The 20,258-nt window shown below is 46.4% G+C and carries 13 protein-coding genes; 7 read left to right on the plus strand and 6 right to left on the minus strand.

From position 1 onward, the window contains the following. Positions 1 to 158: 158 nt before the first annotated feature. On the minus strand, positions 159 to 1,595 hold the full coding sequence (mltF, locus tag M0413_RS05670) for a membrane-bound lytic murein transglycosylase MltF (protein ID WP_037420663.1): 1,437 nt from the start codon (positions 1,593 to 1,595) through the stop codon (positions 159 to 161). 278 nt (positions 1,596 to 1,873) lie between these two features. Here mltF and purL point away from each other — a divergent pair, with 278 nt between their 5' ends. The 4 genes from purL (at position 1,874) to cydX (ending at position 9,840) form a co-directional block, all read left to right on the plus strand. Next, positions 1,874 to 5,755 (plus strand): phosphoribosylformylglycinamidine synthase, encoded by a 3,882-nt coding sequence (gene purL / locus M0413_RS05675; RefSeq protein ID WP_037420660.1) that lies wholly within the window; start codon positions 1,874 to 1,876, stop codon positions 5,753 to 5,755. A 1,238-nt stretch (positions 5,756 to 6,993) separates the two neighbouring features. Then, positions 6,994 to 8,550, plus strand: a complete 1,557-nt coding sequence (locus M0413_RS05680; RefSeq protein ID WP_037420657.1) for a cytochrome ubiquinol oxidase subunit I — start codon at positions 6,994 to 6,996, stop codon at positions 8,548 to 8,550. Between the two features lie 15 nt (positions 8,551 to 8,565). Continuing rightward, positions 8,566 to 9,705 (plus strand): cytochrome d ubiquinol oxidase subunit II, encoded by a 1,140-nt coding sequence (gene cydB / locus M0413_RS05685; protein ID WP_037420654.1) that lies wholly within the window; start codon positions 8,566 to 8,568, stop codon positions 9,703 to 9,705. Positions 9,706 to 9,723: 18 nt separating this feature from the next. After that, a complete protein-coding gene (gene cydX / locus M0413_RS05690) occupies positions 9,724 to 9,840 on the plus strand; it encodes a cytochrome bd-I oxidase subunit CydX (RefSeq protein ID WP_011622029.1) in 117 nt (38 codons plus the stop codon). A gap of 536 nt (positions 9,841 to 10,376) precedes the next feature. On the opposite strand, the gene M0413_RS05695 is transcribed toward cydX, so the two are convergent. Further along, on the minus strand, positions 10,377 to 12,380 hold the full coding sequence (locus M0413_RS05695) for a methyl-accepting chemotaxis protein (RefSeq protein ID WP_249553432.1): 2,004 nt from the start codon (positions 12,378 to 12,380) through the stop codon (positions 10,377 to 10,379). Positions 12,381 to 12,650: 270 nt separating this feature from the next. Between M0413_RS05695 and M0413_RS05700 the strand changes: the two genes are divergently transcribed. Further along, a complete protein-coding gene (locus M0413_RS05700; RefSeq protein ID WP_047534029.1) occupies positions 12,651 to 12,896 on the plus strand; it encodes an HP1242/YdcH family protein in 246 nt (81 codons plus the stop codon). Here M0413_RS05700 and M0413_RS05705 read toward each other — a convergent pair. Together M0413_RS05705 and M0413_RS05710 are read right to left on the minus strand one after the other, a co-directional pair. After that, entirely contained in the window at positions 12,881 to 15,961 is a 3,081-nt protein-coding gene (locus M0413_RS05705; protein WP_069453263.1) for an efflux RND transporter permease subunit, read from the minus strand. The two genes, M0413_RS05700 and M0413_RS05705, sit on opposite strands and share 16 nt — an antisense overlap. 2 nt (positions 15,962 to 15,963) lie before the next feature. After that, the gene (locus tag M0413_RS05710) at positions 15,964 to 17,079 is read right to left on the minus strand and encodes an efflux RND transporter periplasmic adaptor subunit (protein ID WP_249553434.1); all 1,116 of its coding nucleotides are present in this window, start codon (positions 17,077 to 17,079) and stop codon (positions 15,964 to 15,966) included. Positions 17,080 to 17,216: 137 nt separating this feature from the next. Between M0413_RS05710 and M0413_RS05715 the strand changes: the two genes are divergently transcribed. Beyond that, positions 17,217 to 17,837: a TetR/AcrR family transcriptional regulator gene (locus M0413_RS05715; protein WP_037424895.1), complete on the plus strand. Its 621-nt coding sequence runs from the start codon at positions 17,217 to 17,219 to the stop codon at positions 17,835 to 17,837. A 176-nt stretch (positions 17,838 to 18,013) separates the two neighbouring features. Further along, positions 18,014 to 18,889 (plus strand): DUF6268 family outer membrane beta-barrel protein, encoded by an 876-nt coding sequence (locus tag M0413_RS05720; protein ID WP_249553461.1) that lies wholly within the window; start codon positions 18,014 to 18,016, stop codon positions 18,887 to 18,889. On the opposite strand, the gene M0413_RS05725 is transcribed toward M0413_RS05720, so the two are convergent. Together M0413_RS05725 and M0413_RS05730 are read right to left on the minus strand one after the other, a co-directional pair. Then, on the minus strand, positions 18,890 to 19,450 hold the full coding sequence (locus M0413_RS05725; protein WP_249553436.1) for a chalcone isomerase family protein: 561 nt from the start codon (positions 19,448 to 19,450) through the stop codon (positions 18,890 to 18,892). Positions 19,451 to 19,694: 244 nt separating this feature from the next. After that, entirely contained in the window at positions 19,695 to 20,174 is a 480-nt protein-coding gene (locus M0413_RS05730) for a DUF2947 domain-containing protein (RefSeq protein WP_249553438.1), read from the minus strand. Between the last annotated feature and the right edge of the window lie 84 nt (positions 20,175 to 20,258).

Raw genomic sequence — 20,258 nt, forward strand, 5'->3', positions numbered from 1 at the left:
CCCCCAGGATGCATCTGCTCTATAAAGCAGCATTTTTACCTCAAAGTGGCTTCACTTTAGCGCGTATTCACTTAATCTAAGATTAAAAGCTAAGGCTTATTCTGTTGGCGTTTCAACACTGTGGCGTAATTCAAACTATTTGGCAGATATTTGTTGGGCTATTTTGGCTTATCAGGGCTTAAGGTGCCAGATACTGGTGCGGGTGTATCTTCTGAAGCGAGATCGCTGGGTTCGACGTCATCACTATTTTGCTGTTGAGACTGATTATCGACCCAGACTAAGGTGTCGTAGTAGCGACGAATGCTATCCACATAATGCACTGCTTCACTACCGCGGGCGTAACCGTAGCGAGTCTTTTGGTAGTATTTGCGCTTTTGCAGCAGTGGTAACACCTTTTTAAGATCTCGCCACGCGTTGGGATTTAACTCCATAGATTCAGCAAGTTTACGGGCGTCTTCCACATGGGCATAACCGATATTGTAAGATGCCAGTGCAAACCACATGCGTTGACTCTCGGGAATCGACTCGGGTAAACGGTTGATCATATCCCGTAAATAGGCGGCGCCGCCGCGGATACTTTCTTCCGCATCGAGTCGGTTGGTGATGCCAATTTCTTTGGCGGTCGGTTGTGTCAACATCATCATACCGCGCACGCCAGTCGGTGAGCGGGCATTGGGATTCCAATGGGACTCTTGATAACTGGTCGCTGCTAATTTTCGCCAATCTAAGTCACCGGCGTGGGTTTCAAATAACTGGCGGTAGCGTGGTAACACAGTTTCGATAGCGCGTAGGAAAGCGCGGGTGTCGATATAATCGAAACGTTTAACATGGCCAAAATATTTTTCGTTTAGATGATCGAGTGTGCCAGCTAATTTTTCTTGGTGCCAAAATGCTAGCAGTTGACTCATCAAACCATCGCTATGATTGGCGGGTAATAACCAGACTACGTCGAGCTTCTCTTCAAGTACTAATCCAGCGCGGAGATCGGGTAAGTAGCGACGGTTTATTTGTACGCTACTGGAGTCGGCTATGGTGTAGTCAATTTCTTTATTGGCGATCATTGCCAGCAGTTCTTCGCTGTCTTTATCTGTCACTTGATCCCATACCAGCGTCGGATGGCGTTTCTGCAATTGAGTCAAGGTTTCGACAAATGCTGAGTCGGCAATAACAGTGATTTTACCTTTTAAATCAGTAATATCTTTGGGGGTAGGCATACCTTCACGGTAAACCAATACTTGATTAACCCGATAAAGAGGCGGGCCTAAACGGAATTGCTCGCGCCGTGTTGGGGTTTCTGTCATCCCTGCGGCGATGATATCAATCTCGTTTTTTTTCAGTGCTTCATAGAGCTCTACACGACTGGTATAGGGCACCATTTTTAAGGGAACATCGAGGTATTCGGCAAAGAGCACAGCCATATCGTAATCGAAGCCGCTGTTGCCTTGGCCCGAGGTCATATAAATTTGCGGGCCATAGAGCGTGCCAACTCTTAATTCGGTGAGTTTATGGGGGACGTATTCTGTTTCTTCCACGGTAACTTGCTGACAGGCAGTCAGTAAGAAACCCAAGATAGTCAAGAACAGAAATCGAGCCATTAAGTACACTTTATTAAATAAAATCAAAAAGATGAATAGTAGAAGGTCAGTGAGGTAACTAAGATAAACTAGCTGACATTGCTGTGATTATATCCGTTTGTCACCGATTACGTAAAAAAATCGTATCGAATGGTGTGCAAACCAAGAAAAAAGGTTTGCTTTTTATCTTATAGGAAACACTGTTTTGCGTAAGGTCACAGGTGATTTGTGACAGACATTTCCCTATAATAGCGCCATCTCTGACCCCTGCAATTATAAATATAAGGTGAATTGACGTGATGGAGATCATCCGCGGAGCCCCAGCACTCTCGACGTTTAGAGTGCAAAAGCTAATGGAGGCCTGCGTAAACGCTGCGCTTCCGGTACGCCAAATCTATGCTGAGTATGTTCATTTAGCGGATTTGAGCGAGTTGCTTGAGACCAATGAGCGCAAGCAACTTGAAAAAATTCTCACCTATGGACCTGCTATCGAAGCCCATACCCCCCAAGGTTCACTCCTGTTTGTTACTCCCCGCCCCGGCACAATTTCCCCATGGTCTTCAAAAGCTACTGATATCGCCCACAATTGTGGTCTCGGTAAGGTAAAGCGTTTGGAACGTGGTGTTGCCTATTATGTGGAGTCAGACACTTTGACTGCCGAGCAGCAACAAACCCTCAAAGGGTTATTGCACGACCGTATGGTTGAAGTGGTTCTGGACGATTTTGCAAAGGCCGATGTGCTGTTTAAACGCACTGAACCGGCGCCTTTCAAGAGTGTGAACGTGTTGGCTGAAGGTCGCCGAGCCCTTGAAGTGGCCAACGTCGAAATGGGTCTGGCGCTTGCTGAAGATGAAATCGATTATTTAGTCGAAAACTTTGTCCGTTTGAACCGCAATCCAAATGATATCGAACTGATGATGTTTGCTCAGGCCAACTCCGAGCACTGCCGTCACAAGATTTTTAACGCAGATTGGACAATTGATGGCGAGGCGCAGCCTAAGTCTCTGTTCAAGATGATTAAAAACACCTTTGAAACCACACCAGACCACGTGTTATCTGCCTATAAAGATAACGCCGCTGTGATGGAAGGTTCGGTTGCGGGACGTTTCTTCCCCGATCCAAACGGTGTTTATAGCTATCACACTGAACCAATGCACGTACTGATGAAAGTGGAAACCCACAACCATCCTACGGCAATCAGTCCATACCCTGGTGCGGCGACGGGTTCTGGTGGTGAGATCCGCGATGAAGGTGCAACCGGTCGTGGTTCTAAACCTAAAGCGGGTTTAACTGGCTTTAGCGTATCGAATTTAAAAATCCCAGGTTTTGTTCAACCTTGGGAAGGTAATTATGGTAAGCCGGATCGCATCGTTAGCGCTCTGGATATTATGACCGAAGGCCCATTAGGCGGCGCCGCGTTTAACAACGAGTTTGGTCGTCCAGCCCTGTTAGGTTACTTCCGTACCTATGAGCAAGAAGTCTCTAGCCACAACGGCGTAGAAGTCCGTGGTTATCATAAGCCCATTATGTTAGCGGGTGGTTTAGGTAATATTCGCGAAGAGCATGTACAAAAAGGCGAAATCACCGTCGGTGCTAAGCTGATCGTACTCGGTGGCCCTGCGATGAACATCGGTCTGGGCGGCGGCGCGGCTTCTTCGATGGCGTCAGGTCAATCGAGCGAAGATTTAGACTTTGCGTCAGTACAGCGTGAAAACCCAGAAATGGAGCGCCGCTGTCAGGAAGTGATCGACCGCTGCTGGCAGTTAGGCGATAAAAACCCAATCCAATTTATCCACGATGTGGGCGCGGGTGGTTTATCTAACGCATTCCCTGAGTTAGTGAATGATGGCGGCCGTGGTGGTATCTTCAATCTGCGCAATGTGCCATCGGACGAGCCGGGCATGAGCCCGCTGGAGATCTGGTGTAACGAATCGCAGGAACGTTATGTACTTTCGGTTGCTGCCGAAGACTTGCCTTTATTTACTGCAATTTGTGAGCGTGAGCGCGCACCGTTTGCGGTAGTGGGCGAGGCGACGCAAGAGCAGCATTTAACCCTAGCCGACAGCCATTTCGATAACAATCCCATCGATTTACCACTCGAGGTGTTATTAGGTAAAGCACCTAAGATGAGCCGTAATGTGGTGTCTAAAAAGGCGGTTTCACCTGCACTTGAGCAAAGCAATATCGATATTAAAGATGCGGTTAAACGCATTCTTAGCTTGCCAACAGTGGCGGACAAAACCTTCCTGATCACTATTGGTGACCGCACGGTAACGGGTCTAGTGAACCGTGACCAAATGGTTGGCCCATGGCAGGTGCCAGTGGCTGACTGCGCGGTAACGGCGGCAAGCTTTGACACCTACGCCGGTGAAGCCATGTCACTGGGTGAACGTACGCCGCTGGCACTGCTCGATTTTGGCGCCTCTGCCCGTATGGCGGTGGCCGAATCGATTATGAACATCGCGGGTGCGGATATTGGTTCGTTCAAACGTATCAAACTGTCGGCTAACTGGATGTCGGCCGCAGGTCACCCTGGCGAAGATGCGGGTCTTTATGAAGCGGTTAAGGCCGTCGGTGAAGAGCTGTGTCCAGAACTTAGCCTGACCATTCCTGTCGGTAAAGACTCCATGTCGATGAAAACCGCATGGCAGCAAGATGGTGTGAATAAAACCGTGACATCACCAATGTCATTGGTTATCACGGCCTTTGGTGTGGTGCAGGATATTCGTAATACCGTGACGCCAGAGCTGCGCAGCGATAAAGGTGAAACCTCTTTATTGCTAGTTGATTTGGGCGCGGGCCAAAACCGCTTAGGCGGTTCTTGTTTAGCGCAGGTTTACGGTGAGTTAGGCGATGTCGCACCAGACTTAGACGATGCTGCACTGTTACGTGGTTTCTTCGAAACCATGCAAAAGCTGGTGGCTAATAAGTTAGTGATTGCTTACCACGATCGTAGCGATGGTGGTTTATTCACAACCTTGGTGGAAATGGCCTTTGCGGGTAACACTGGCTTAGACATTGATATAGAAGATCTACAGGGCACTGATTTAGAAATACTCTTTAATGAAGAGCTTGGCGCTGTGCTGCAAGTGAGCCGCGATAACGCTGCCAAAATCGCCGCTCAGTTTGCCATCGCTGGCGTACCTTGCCATGTGATCGGAACGCTAGCCGATGATCAACGCATCACCATTAAAGAGGGTGAGCGTGAAGTGTTCAGTGAAACCCGTGTTGCACTGCGCACTGTGTGGTCAGAAACCACTTACCGTATGCAAGCGCTGCGTGATAACCCAGCCTGTGCATTAGAAGAATTTAAGCTTAAGCAGGATGAAACTGACTTAGGTTTAACGGTTAAGTTAAGCTTTGACCCAAGTGAAGACGTTGCTGCGCCTTATATCCTTAAAGGTGCTGCACCTAAAATGGCAATCCTGCGTGAGCAGGGCGTAAACTCCCATGTCGAAATGGCTGCTGCGTTTGATCGCGCAGGGTTTGAAAGCCGCGACGTGCATATGTCTGACATTCTGTCAGGCCGCATTAGCCTTGAAGAGTTCCAAGGTCTAGTGGCCTGTGGTGGCTTCTCCTACGGTGACGTATTAGGTGCCGGTGAAGGTTGGGCTAAGTCGATTCTGTTTAACGAGCGTGCTCGCGATGAGTTTTCACGTTTCTTTGAACGTGACTCAAGCTTTGCGCTCGGCGTGTGTAACGGCTGTCAAATGCTGTCAAATCTGAAGGAAATTATTCCTGGTAGCGAGCATTGGCCACGTTTTGTACGTAACCGTTCAGAGCGTTTTGAAGCACGTTTCAGCTTAGTTGAAGTGCAACAAAGTCCGTCATTGTTCTTCCAAGGTATGGCGGGTTCACGTATGCCAATCGCTGTGTCCCACGGTGAAGGCCATGCAGAATTTGCCAGCGCTCAAGCCTTAGCGTTAGCCGAAGCCTCTGGCACCATTGCGCTGCGTTTTGTAAATGGTAAAGGCGAGATCGCGACTCAATACCCACAAAACCCGAACGGCTCGCCAAACGGGTTAACCGGTATCTGTACTACTGATGGCCGTGTGACCTTGATGATGCCACACCCTGAGCGTGTATTTAGAACGGTTGCGAACTCGTGGCACCCAGATAACTGGGGTGAAGACAGCCCATGGATGCGGATGTTCCGCAATGCGCGAGTCAACTTAGGCTAAGGTTTTTATTGATAAAACTATCACTTAAGTGACTAAAAAGGAGCGAAAATTTTCGCTCCTTTTTTATATATAAAACGCATCTTTTAAAAAAATAATATATTTTAATATGTTAGCTTTGCATGCGTTTATTCTAATACAATCAATTTGAAAAATACCGACTTAATCAGCTAAATACCTCTTAATAAGTAGTTCACACAAGTGAAACAAAACCTTATTGCCATTTTTTAACTGCTTTAATGCCAGCCATCTGCGGACAATAAAAATAAAAAGCCCCCAACTCATCGAGAAGGGGGCTCGTTTTGCGCTAACAAAACTTCAAATCAAATCAGTATTATTTCAGAGTAAGCGGTGAACGATTACAGCTCATGCGCTGTATAAAGTTCAACAAAAACACGCTTATAGCTGTTAACCAGACGTTCGAATAAGTTTGTCATATCTCTTTCTCCACACCAAAGTTAGACCTATGTGCGCGGAGTTGGGCTTGTCTGGGACACTTCACCAGTCGTACCAAACCGTCTCCTTAACACAGGAGATATATTAACCAATCCCATCGTCACTCTCAAACGAGAAAAAATACAATTAATCATTAAAAAAACTAATTAATGTTAGTTGGTTTATTTTTGGGTTAAGCTTTTTTATCTTTTCAAATTATTGTTTATATTGGTTTATTTTGCATATTTTCATTTTTTATGATTATTGTTTTATTAGTGTTAATGTTGTTTTTTATTTGTTTTTTGTTGTTTTTACTGGTTATGGTATGAATTTGTTTTAAAGTGCTTAAAAGTTTATTTTTTAATTCTTTCAATCTTGTTCTCTACTTCATATTTGCTTTCCTGTCAACAGGGTGTCAAAGTGAAGTGTGTGCCCTGCCGCAAAACCCATCTAAACCCCTGAGTTTGATTGATTTGAATCAAAGGCGGGTGGTATAAAATACTCACAAATGAAAGCGATTAAATATCTTAACTATCTGATATTTATATCGATGGGATCATTTGTAGGATTGGGTGGTGAGGTGGAAGTCTCAAAGCCGAGCGATAGTGTGACTAGGGTCTCAGTATGCAAGGAAAAAGGGGATTTTTAGGCCTTGCTGCCTCGATGTAATGAAAAAGATGATATTTAACGGTTTATACTGGCTTCAGCTATAAACACAAAATGAAAACTCACTATCCTACAAAGGCACTTGCTATGAATGGCTCATGTTGTCGTAGCAATTGGACGCACCACGTAAGGAGTCACCGATGATTGTTGAAGAGGTTGTTGAGCTATCGCGGCTACAGTTTGCGCTGACAGCCATGTATCACTTCCTGTTTGTTCCCTTAACCTTGGGGTTGGCATTTTTGCTGGCTATCATGGAATCACTCTATGTGATGACTGATAAACAAATTTATAAAGATATGACTAAGTTCTGGGGTAAGTTGTTTGGTATCAACTTTGCCTTGGGTGTATCAACAGGTTTAGCAATGGAATTCCAGTTTGGTACTAACTGGTCTTACTATTCACACTATGTAGGTGACATCTTTGGTGCACCGCTGGCCATCGAAGGTTTAATGGCATTCTTCTTAGAATCGACCTTCGTAGGTATGTTCTTCTTCGGTTGGGATCGTTTCTCAAAACGTCAACATTTAGCGACAACTTGGTTGGTGGCTTTTGGTTCCAACTTCTCCGCTCTGTGGATTCTGGTAGCAAACGGTTGGATGCAAAACCCTGTGGGTAGCGTGTTCAATTACGAAACCATGCGTATGGAAATGACCAGCTTTGCTGATGTTATCTTCAACCCTGTTGCACAGGTGAAGTTTGTTCACACTGTGGCTTCTGGCTATGTAACAGGTGCAATGTTCGTATTAGCGATCAGCTCTTACTACATTCTGAAGAAACGTGACTTACCTTTTGCCCGTCGTTCATTTGCGATTGCCGCCAGCTTTGGTATGGCATCTATCCTGTCTGTTATCGTTTTGGGTGACGAATCAGGTTATAAAGTGGGTGAAGCGCAGCGCGTTAAGTTAGCGGCAATTGAAGCTGAGTGGCATACAGAGCCTGCTCCAGCGGCCTTTACTGCGGTTGGTTTCCCAAATCAAGAAACCATGCACACCGATTTCGCGGTGAAGATCCCTTACGCTATGGGTATCGTGGCAACACGTTCTTTAGATGAAGAAGTGACTGGTCTGCGTGACTTAGTGGCTGAACACGAAGTGCGTATTCGCAATGGTATGAAAGCCTATGAGATGCTGGTGAAACTGCGCGCTGGTGACAAGTCTCCAGAGCTACGTGAAGCGTTCGAAGCGGCGAAAGTTGACTTAGGTTACGGCTTATTGCTGAAGCGTTATACCGACAATGTTGTAGATGCGACAGAAGAGCAAATCAAAGCGGCTGCGAAGGATTCTATCCCGAACGTGGCACCGATTTTCTGGAGCTTCCGTGTGATGGTTGGCTTAGGCTTTGTGATGTTGATTGTGTTCGCGGCGGCCTTCTGGCAAAGCACACGTCATCAAATCGAAGAGAAGAAATGGGTTCTTAAAGCGGCACTCTTTAGCTTGCCATTACCTTGGATTGCGATCGAGTGTGGTTGGTTTGTGGCGGAATATGGCCGTCAACCTTGGACCATCTCTGAGGTTCTGCCGACCTTTATGTCTGCTTCGAGTCTAACGACTGGGGATCTGTGGTTCAGTATTATTTCGATTTCACTGTTCTACACTGTGCTGCTGGTGATCGAGATATTCTTGATGCTTAAGTTTGCCCGTCTTGGCCCTAGCAGTTTAAAGACTGGTCGTTATCACTTCGAGAAACTAGAAGCCTAAGCAGAGGATTTCATTATGTTTGATTATGAAATATTGAGAGTTATCTGGTGGGCTCTGATCGGCGTACTGTTCATCGGATTTGCGGTCACTGACGGTTTTGACATGGGCGTGGGTGCACTATTACCGATTATCGGTAAAGACGATACTGAGCGCCGTATTATGGTCAACACTATTGCCCCCCATTGGGATGGTAACCAAGTATGGTTAATCACCGCAGGTGGTGCCTTATTTGCGGCATGGCCTATGGTATATGCAGTATCTTTCTCTGGCTTCTATGTGGCCATGATGTTAGTGCTGTTTGCCTTGTATACCCGTCCAGTTGGATTTGACTATCGCTCTAAGATTGAAAATCCAAAATGGCGTAAATCGTGGGACTGGGCGTTGTTCTGTGGTGGCTTTATTCCACCGCTGATCATCGGTGTGGCCTTCGGTAACTTACTCCAAGGTGTACCATTCAATTTCGATGAGTTCCTGCGTGCGACTTATCACGGTGGTTTATTTGGCCTGTTGAACCCATTCGGTTTACTGGCGGGCTTAGTGAGCGTGAGCATGTTTATGATGCAAGGCGCTGCTTGGCTGCAAATGAAGACCGACGGTGAGCTGCGTGTACGTGCCGCGAATGCGACTCAGCTATGTGCACTGTTAGTGGCAGTATTATTTGCCGCTGCGGGTGTGTGGTTAGCCAATGGTATTGATGGTTATGTTATCACTTCAACCCTTGACCACCATGCATTGTCAAACCCAACGCTGAAAACCGTAGCCGTTGAGTCTGGTGCTTGGTTAGCTAACTACGATAAGTATCCTATTACTATGCTGTTCCCAGTATTAGGTGTGGCATTACCACTGTTAGTGATTGTGGTGAGTCGCTTAAATCGTTCAGGTTTCGCATTCTTATTTAGCTCGCTGACTGTGGCGATGGTGATCTTAACTTGTGGTGCAGCAATGTTCCCATTCGTTATGCCATCTTCATTAGATCCTAACGTGAGCTTAACCATGTGGGATGCGACTGCGAGTGAAATGACATTAACTGTGATGACTTGGGCGGCGATTATCTTCGTTCCAATCGTGTTAAGTTACACTGTATGGACTTACTTCAAGATGTTTGGTCGTTTAAACCGCAAACATATTGAAGATAACAAAGCCTCACTCTATTAGAATTAAGGAGCATCTACTATGTGGTATTTCACGTGGATATTAGGGGTTTTGTTAGCCTGTTCTTTTGGTGTGATCAACGCCCTGTGGCTTGAAAACACGGAGAATATGGACCGCTCAAGCGATGACGCTGAGTAATCGCTAAACTCCAACAGCGTAAATCATCTAAAACCCTGCATCTGCAGGGTTTTTTATTGGAATAAAAAAATACCAGTACGCTAATCCTAAACACGCTGCTTATTCGCATGCATAGACAATAAGCCTGTTTAAGGAGAGAAGATTATGACTGAAATTATCGATAGCAGGGATAAGTCTGTGCCGTTGAAAATGGTTAAATCAATCGTAACAACATGAGAGGCAAAGTTTCTATTGCGTGCTGATGTGTTAGGGGATCAGCGGTTGGAGGGATGCTAGGTAATGTCGGAGTTTGATGTTACCTAAACGAACGATAATGCCGCAGAAACGCTAGTCAAACAGGCGTCTGGCTCGTTCGCTATTTGTCACTTGCTGTGTGAGGAGAGTTACGGCACATTGCTGCGCGTTTTACGAGGTCGAAATGGCTAGAGCGAACAACATCTTGCCTCAATACATCAACTAGGCTTTGATAAAGTGATAAAAAATACCGCCCAGTTGGGCGGCATTTAGAGTTTGGGGCTTAATTTTAGCAGTATTGGTTAAGCCTTAAATTGGCTAATTTGCTGCTTAAGCGCGACGGCGAGGGAAGATAACTCATTTGCCGAGTTTACTGTTTCAGCCGCTCTATGCTCTCCTTCATTGGCAAGCTCACTAATTTGATGCAGATTATGGGTGATCTCTTGGGCAACACTGCTTTGTTGCTCAGTCGCAGAAGCAATATTGCGCGAGCTAATCGCGAGTTCTCCAATCCTGCGGGTAATTTCCTCAAGTTGTTTGCCTGTTTCTTCCCCTTGATTTGCCGATGTAATACCCAGTTGATGGCTTTGCGACATTTGGTTTGTTGTCGTTTTAACTTGGCTTTGAAGCTTATCGATTGTTTGACCAATTTCCAAAATCGATGATTGCGTCCGTTGAGCTAAAGTGCGGACTTCATCTGCGACCACGGCAAAACCACGCCCTTGTTCACCAGCTCTGGCCGCTTCAATGGCCGCGTTGAGAGCAAGTAGGTTGGTTTGCTCGGCAATACTGTTAATCACTTCTGTGACCTTGCTGATCGCTTCACTTTCTTGGCTAACTTTCTCTACGGCTTGGTGACTTTGACTAAGCTGTTGGCTTAATTTAAGTAGGTCTTGTACTAAGCGTACTTGTTGTTGTTGACCTTCTTTTGCGGCGATATCGACCTGTTGGCTTTGAGTTGCACCCTCTTGAGCGTGATTTGCTACATCGCGGATTGAAGTGGACATTTCCTCAATTGCCGTAGCAATTTGATCCGTTTGTTGCATCAACGCTTGAGCTTCTTCGCCATTTTGTTTGGCAATACGCTGCGCTTTTGATGCCTGCTGTTCAATACTCTGCACCGACGCTTGCAAGGCACTGATTAATTGACGCAGTTCCGATGACATAGTGGAAACACTTGTGGTGATCTTATCGACTTCGTTTTGACTATCTAAAGCTGATGCGGGGAGGTGGTGACTAAAATCTCCTGAACCTAAGATTTCCATATGGTGTTGGAGTGTGTGCAAAGGCTTGAGTGAGCGCAGTAGCACTAAGGACAGTAGTACGGTAATTAACACTATGCCTGAGACGGCCACAATGGCATTGATCGTCAATAAGAGAAGGCTTTCTTCATTTAATTCATTTGCGTTAACTTGGCCAATCAGCATCCAGTTCCAACCGCTAACACTTTGGCTGTAAGCAAACATCGGTTGGTTTTTGCTGTTGCTATAACGCCATTCAGCTTGATCTTGGGTGGCTTGGCTGAGGGTTAAGCCATCAAGCATAGACTCCGTCACAGGTTCGCCAGTATTAAATTTGGGATGAGCGACGAGAACGTTGTCTATCTTACGCATTAAGAGGAAATGGCCAGTTTCTTCTAGAGTGATTTTATTCACCGCTTTTTGTAATTGGGTTAAGGATTGCGTGATTTCAAAACCGATATATAAGATACCAATCACTTTTCCTTGCAGATCCTTAATGGGTCGATAGACGGTCATGTAGTCTTTACCAAAAAGTTTGGCGTAACCTTCATAAACCTCGCCCTTGATTAAGGTCGGATAACCTGGATGGGTTTTACCTAAAAAGGTACCTAAGGCGCGGCTGCCATCGGGTTTTTTAAGGGAGGTTGCAATACGGACAAAATCATCTCCAGCGAGAGCAAAGACCGTAGCTGTGCCACCTGTGAGGTTAGCAAAACGGTCAACTTTACTCTTTGAAGAGTTGATTTGTTCTTTTTCATGTAACAATGCTGGCGTGTTTACGCCGAGTACATTGACCGTTTTATCCAAGATGCTGAATTGACCAGGATACATTTCTTTAAAGACATCGGCATTGCGTCTTGCTAGTTGCAACAAGCTATCGTATTGAAGCTCAAGCATATCGGATACAGCGTGCATTTCGGCTTTCATGGCACTAATGCCTTTGTCCTCGAGCACATTTGAAGCGGATTTATAGGAAAGAGTACTGAGTATACAGAAAATAATAAGGGTAAGGGCAAACGCGAGAGCACCGATCTGTTTTGCAATAGGCCAATTTTTATAGTTCATTCTGCGATCCTATAGGGTAAAGGTTAACGCTAATGTAACCTAACTTTTACGTCATGGTCTTGATATGGGTCTAAGATTTTCTATTATTTATAGATAGTTCGCTGACATATTGCCAATTCCTACCACGATAACTTTGCTTTATTTTAGCGGATAGGAATATAGCACTTTGCGATGGGGAATGCGGTCTAGAGTGATAAGTTTTGGGGTAAATGGATGACTTCCCATGGCTTATCGCAATCGAACCAATACAAGACGACAAGGAGTGACACTATGTTGGGTGAAAATCATGCGTTAATTTATGAGTTTCCAGATTTTGCTGACCATATTCATCATCTTAAAAAAAACAATGCAATTTTCGCGACCATGGCGCAGCGTTACCATGAGTTAGACCATAAAATTCGTGCTCTAGAGTTAACCAAAGTGCCCACCAATGATGAGCACTTTGTGGCCTTAAAATTAGAACGGCTTCACCTTAAAGATAAGTTGTATCAATATCTGGTTCATGATGCTATTTGAGGCGACAACGGCGATGTATCTAACCTATTGCGGTTTTTCATTAGTAGTAGATACATGGTTGGCACCCAAACGAGTGATAGCAAGGTTGTTAGCAAGGTGCCTCCCGCGATAGCGATGGCAAAGGGCGGCCAAAATCCGCCACCTGCAATAATCAGCGGAATAAATCCCCCCACCGTCGTGATTGTGGTTGAGCTGATATGCCGACCACAGCCGCTGACAATATTGATAATTACAGCTTTATCTCCCGCTCTGCCATTCGGTGTATCTTCCAGCTCAGCCAAAATCACAATCGCCGCGTTGATCGCAAGCCCCATTAGGCCGAGTAGGGCGATGATCACAGGGAAGCCAAAGGGATAACCAAACACATAGACCGCAAGTAGCCCAAGCCCCGCCGACTGTAATGCACTCAGTAAAATAATCGCTGTTAGCCTAAAGGAGTTAAAGGACAAGACTACTGTAGCTAGTAATAAGGTAACCACTAAAATGATATTAGATAGTAGATTACCTACCGCTTCATTGCGTTTAGCGCTTTCGCCGCCAATTTCAATCCGATAACCTGCCGGTAGTTTGATGGCGGCCACTTTATCTTTTACATCATTTAAGACTTGGGCAGGTAATACCCCGCTGACGATATAGGCTTCGATCGTGTTGACGCGTTGACCATTACGCCTAGGGATCGCCCCGCGACTGACTTGCACCTCGTTGTGGGACAGTGCAGATAACGGAACGGCAGTGCCCGAAGGGGTCATGAGCTGGATTTCCGCAATACGGCTCGCCTGCTCGCGGCTACTCTCACCTAGACGCACGCGTATAGGAAGTGACTCGGTTTGTTCTAACACGCTGCCGCCAATCACTCCAGTTGTAGACATTTGGACTTGTCTAGCAATATCCGTCAGGCTTAATCCGCTGATTAAACTCGCATCTTCATTGACCTGAAGCCATACCTTAGGTGCGCCAGCACTTAAGGTGGCGCGGGTGTGGATCACATCGGGCGTTGCAGCCAAAATATGACGGATTTCATCACCCAAGGTGCGTAATGTTTCCAGATTAGGGCCAAAAATCATCAACTCGACCGGGGCATTAAAGGGCGGGCCTTGCTCCAGTTTACGCACCAACACCTGCGCTTCTGGAAAGTCTTTATCCAAGCTTTGCTGCAACTCTGGGATAAGGGCGTTGGCGCGCTCAAAGTCGCTGGCTTTCACCATGGCTTGAGCATAGTTAGTGGCTCCCTGTTGGCGCTGAGTTAAGTTGTAATAAAACGAAGGGGTATTGCCACCCACAACCCAATCGACTTGGCTGATGCCCTCGATTTGATGCAACTGCTTATCCATCAACTGCACTTGGTTTAAGGTGTTTTCGAGGCTGACATGGGGGGCGAGATACAGCTCAATTTGGAACATATCCCGATCCGATGGCGGGAAAAACTGCTCAGTCATCTTGCCTGAAGCGTAAAAACCTAACAGCGGTATTATCCCGATAAGCGTAGCGCTCAGTAGTGGGCGATTGAGCGCAAACCTTAGGCTTGCTTGAAAGTAACCGCTTACTAAAGGCACATTGATACCATGCTGATACCAGACAGGATGTTTACCTTCGAGGCTAAAGCGTCCCGCAAGACCGGCGATCAAAGTATGGGAAATTACATAGGAGCCAAAGAGTGCAAACATTACCGATATAGCTATGCCACTCACAAACTCTCCGGCTGCGCCTGGCATTAATACGATCGGCGCAAAGGCTAGAATAGTGGTAATCGTTGAGCCCGCCAAAGGCAACCACAGGTGATGTAAGGTCTCAGTCACAGCGTTTAAGCGACTCATACCCTGTTGGCGGCGCTGGGAAATGGCATCAACAATTACAATGGCATTGTCCACCATAATCCCTAGAGCAACGACTAAACCTGTGACCGACATTTGATGAATGGGTAAGCCGATATATTTCATGCAGGCTAAGGTAAACAGGGCGGTTAAGGGAAGCGACAGGGCAACGATAATCGCGTTTCTTAAGCCCAAGGTCAGCAGTAAGACGGTGAGAATAATCACAAACCCTTGTATTAGGTTGATAACGAGTCCGCCAAGCCGGTCACTGGTGTAACTGTTTTGCTCAAATAACCATTGCACTTTGATATTTGCGGGAAGCTCGTTGTTGAGCTCATCGACCAGTTGCTTGACTTGTCCTTGCCAGATATCAACACGGGTGTTATTCAACATTCGCGCTGCGACAAACACGCTTTGCTCGCCGTCAACGAGAGCGATGCTATCTGCTGGTTTTTTAGCTTGGCGGCTGATAGTCGCAATATCGCCTAGACGAATGATTTGCCCATCGTTATCGACTTTAAGTGGTACTTGGCGAATACGGTTCTGCGAATCGAGCTCACCCGAGACTTCGACAAGGGCGCGAAAGTGATTGTTATTGATCTCGCCTGCGGCAATTTTACTGTCGGCGCTGCTTAAGATTTTCGCTATGGTACCCGGCGTTAATTGCAACTGGCTCATCTTATAGCCATCGAGCTGGACTAGGATTTCTTCCTCGGGTGCGCCGTAGAGTTTAACGAAATCGGTGCCGGATAAGAGTCTGAGCCTGCTTTGTAATTCCTTGGCATAGCGGTTGAGCATATCCACCCTAGGTTGACTGTTATCGTTCCACACTAGGCTTAAAATCGCGGTGTAGGCGTAGCCGACTTGATCGTCTAAGGTCGGTGTCTGTATGTCATCGGGGAGGGTGTTTCTGGCATCGGCCAGCAGATCTCTCGCCCTTGACCACACAGGCGCAGTATCTGTCACTGTGTCTTTGAGCTCTAACTGGATCACTGAGATACCGGGCCTTGAGGTGGATTGAATCAGCTTTATTTCCTCAAGGCGACGTAATTGATTTTCTAATACTTCGGTGACAAGTGCCTCGACCCGCTCGGCGGATGCGCCGGGATAAGGAGTGATGACAGAGGCAAAGCGGTTGGTGATATGTGGATCTTCGGTGCGAGGCAAACTGGACATCGCGCCAAATCCCGCGACCAGTAGTAGGGCGATCACTAGGCTGGCTAAGCGACCATTTTCGACGAAGGCTTTAATCATGATTACCTCGTCGTTGCGATTGTTGTGGAAACGGCTTGGCCAACGACTAATTTATGCAAACCTTGAGTCACATATTGTTCGTCGGCTTTAATCGCTCCTTGGATATAAGCCATATCCTGCGTGGTGTAGAGAATATCGACATCGCGACGCTCTATTTGAGTTGAAGCTCTATCAGCTGTTTGTTGCGCCGTAACATAGATATTCCAGCGTCCTCTAATACCATCAATCAGTGCTGAAATTGGCACCCAGTAGCCTGCTTGTTCAACGGTTTGTTGTTGATGTAAATAGGCTATTTCTCCATTTATCACCTTGGCCTGTGCAGGTAGACTAATCCGCAGTTGTACCGTGCGGCTAATGGGGTTGACCTCGGCACTGATCCCAGCGACTTTAGCCATAAATAGTTGATTCTGGACACTAACCTTTACTTCTTGTCCGGTAGTGAATTGGTTAGCAATGGCAACCGGGACACCGATATAGGCCTCGGTATTGATGCTACCAACTAAGGTAAAGACAGAGTTACCCGCGGCAACGACTTCCCCCAAATTATGTTGGCGCTGACTGATGATGCCATCAAAGGGGGCGAGTAAGTGTGATTTGTCGAGTTTGAGTTGATTGGCATGTTGCGAGGCGAGCAAGCGTTGTTTAGCCGCCTCTAGGCTGGTGAGTTGAGTTCGAGTTTCATCGAGCAATTGTTCAGAGACATAACCGGACTTTTTCAGTTCTAGATTCCGTTTGAGAGTGCTGGTGGCAAGGTCAACATCGGCTTGGGTTTGCGCTAAGCTTGCTTGGATTTCTTGGCGCTCGGCTTCAAGCAAGCGGGTATCCAGTTTGGCCAATACTTGCCCCTGAGTCACCTTAGCGCCGCTATCGACAGTTAACTCACTGAGCTTACCCGATAATTCAAATCCGACGCCCGTGGTATTGCCCGCACGGATTGTGCCAGTGAATACTTGCTCACTCTGATAGCTAGTCGACAAGCGCAGCGGTGCCGTCGTCACGGTTTGTAATTGCGCAGTATTGGCATGCTCTGTCACTTCCTTTTGACAGGCCGTTAAGGTGGTGACGGCAATCACGCAAACGCAAAATACACGCCAAAAACATCGGGCCGCTTGATCCATTTGAATCCTTCCGTTGTAAGCTTAAGGTTAATTTTATGTAACTAGACTTGCTAGTCTAGTTGTGCGGAACTGGACTGTCTAGTCTATTTTATGCTTAACTAATACGAATTAATTATGTTGCTACCTTGAGTGAAGATATGACTCAGTCCACTGAGATCCCGATGAGCCGCAGTGAACAAAAGAAACAGCAAGTGCTAGTGGCGGCCATTGACTTGTTTTGCCGCCAGGGATTTCCCCATACCAGTATGGATGAAGTCGCTAAATTGGCAGGTGTTTCTAAGCAAACCGTTTATTCTCACTATGGCAGTAAAGATGACCTGTTTGTGGCTGCGATTGAGTCAAAATGCGTGGGTCACAATTTACATGATGACTTACTGAGTGATCCAAGCCAACCCGAAGCCACTATCACCGAGTTTGCGTTGCAATTTGGTGAAATGATTGTCAGCCCTGAGGCTATTACCGTCTTTAAAGCCTGTGTGGCGCAATCGGAAAGCCACCCTGAAGTCTCACGCTTATTTTTTGAGGCGGGTCCACAACATATGCTTGCGATGCTGACAAAATATTTAGTGGCTGTTGAGGCGCTTGGATTGTATCGATTTCCACAACCGCATCACTGTGCGGTTCGTTTATGTTTAATGCTGTTTGGTGAATTGAAGCTCAGGTTAGAGTTGGGGCTAGAAACCGAGAGCTTATTGGGGGAACGTGAGCAGTATATTCGGGGTTGTGCTGAGATGTTCCTAAAAGCTTATTGTGTTTAATTAAAGTGGAGTTAAGGTATCAGTTTGTATCATTCTTCGATTAAGAATGTACTTTTGTCTTGGGTAACGCGTATTATACGCAATACATTATTCAACCAGTAACGCAAGGAGCAGGCGTGGCTAAACCACTTCATTCACCAGTCAATATTAACCCCAGCATAGTGTTCATAGGGTTGATGCCTTTGTTGAGCTACTCCGTTTTCGCAGCAGAGCCTCGTCAAGAATATAAGCCTTTTAAGGTCAGCGTATCGCAAATTAGTACCCAGAGTGCCAACGTTGCCAATGGTGAAACTGAGTTGCAGCGGGATAGCCTGTTACTCAACGCTGGCGTGACTATGCCCTTGAGTCAACAATGGTCCGTTGGGATGAGACTTGGCTACGACAGACTTGACTACGATTGGCGTAATATTCGTTTAACAGGCGCCAATAATACGGCAGCATTGTTTAGTGATGCGGGTGAAACCTGGGAAAATATCGATCGCTACCGTGCGAGCCTATCTGTTAATTATCGGATGGATAAGCATTGGTCATTTATGCTGTCGCCACAAATCCAATATGCTTATGCCGATACCGCGTCCGCCAGTAATGCACAGAGTTATGGTGTGGTTGCCTCGGCCATGTATGCCTTTGAATCGGGAAACATGCTGGGCTTTGGTGTGGCCTACTTGAATGACATAGATGAAGTGCGTACTTTGCCTTACCTTGCCGTGAGCTGGCAGATTAATGATCGCTGGCGTCTAGCAAATCCTTCCCAAGCGGGCTTTAGTGGGCCAGCAGGATTGGAACTTAGTTATCAGTTCAATCCCGCTTGGAACGTGGGCTTGGGTAATTCGCGCCGCACGGAGCGATTTTTAATTGCCGATGATGAAACGGTAGTCGAAACCAATGAATGGGTGAGCTATCTGCGAGCTGGTTGGCGTGTGACACCAGCAATCGCGTTAAATCTCTACGCGGGCTATTACTTTAACGGTGAATTAGAAGTGACCAATGAGGCCGCGCTTGATCTCGATAACCAAGGCGCAGCGGCCTTGGATCTCGAGTTTCGATTTTAATTACTGGCCCAGCATGGCTTCTTTGAGGCTTGTCTGTGCTGGTTTTTCCCCTAGCCAAATTTTGAGTAAGGCTTGGCGGAACATTTCCCCTTCAATCGTGGCTTGTTCTTGGCCATTTTTATAGGCGGTAACGCCACGGCTTTTGTTGGCGACCAAAGTGAATTGGTCGCCTTCTTTGATTTCATCCTTAAATAACGCCATAAAGGCGTCAATTTGTGGCTGAATGTCGGTCGTATTATCGGCGGTCGCGTGCTCAAAACCTTCGGTTATCGCATCACGCATTTTCTCGGAAGTAATCATTCCTGACGTAATATTGAGTCGAATCGCCGCAACCGGGGCATTGATGACCTCAGTCATGGTTTTGCTCGGGGTGGGCACATATAGACTACCCACATACAAATCCATAAAGAACTTGCTGCGAACACCAACGCCATTTAATTGCAGCGCCTGAGCGTCGAGCGTGATGGTATCGGCGACTTGGACACCAGAGACTTCTTTAGCTTGGGTGAATAGTGGAAAAAGCAAAGCAGTAGTGAGCGTTAAGGTTGAGAGTAACTTCATTATACACCTCATATTTTTTAGTTATGGCCGTTGAGTGTATCAATCATCTGAGTGACTCGAACGGTGATTTATCTGTAGATTGCGAAGCGATACTAATCGAAACCCAAGAGGAGCGATAGCCTAATCTGTGCAAGCTATCGCTGGTGACTTAGGCAAAACAAGGCGACTTTCCCTTGTCGAGCGCATTAAAAAAGCGATATGTGTGAAGAAATATTCGACCTGTTTAGTTTATTAGCTGACAGGGTTAGCCACGAACGCCTAATTTATATTGGCCATTTTGCTCAAACATCACCGCTTGTTTTTGCTTAGGGGAGATCAGGATTGGGCCATCATCAAAAAACAGAAAGCACTTCCAATTGCGGACAAACACATCCCAACGAGTCTCAATCACTTGATATTTTTCGTAGCAAAAATAGACCTGAGTATCCTCTGGCCACTGAATAAACTCGGCCAACATCTCGGGTAGACTGTTATCTTCACTGTCCCACGCACTCTGCCAATGATCCGTTTTGACCCATGCGTTGGCTTTAGCGGCCCAATCCCCTTTAGTAAACTGTTCGGCGTGGCTACTTTTATTGCTAATCCACTGATTCCACACCAGCATGGCGCTTTTATCCGTTAGCGGCAGAATGACAGTCTTGTCCTCATCGCTCACAGGTAAGTCTTTGTGGTTAAAAATCCACTTACGGCGATAGGTGTCTAAAGGTATGTAGGTATGAGCCAAGCAATATCTCCTAGGAAATGGCAAGATTGAAACAGGCTCATTATAAGATGCTAAGCATGAATAATAAAATCGCCAAGTGGAGAT

The organism is Shewanella sp. 8A (genome assembly GCF_023475945.1).
GTDB classification, from domain to species: domain Bacteria; phylum Pseudomonadota; class Gammaproteobacteria; order Enterobacterales; family Shewanellaceae; genus Shewanella; species Shewanella xiamenensis.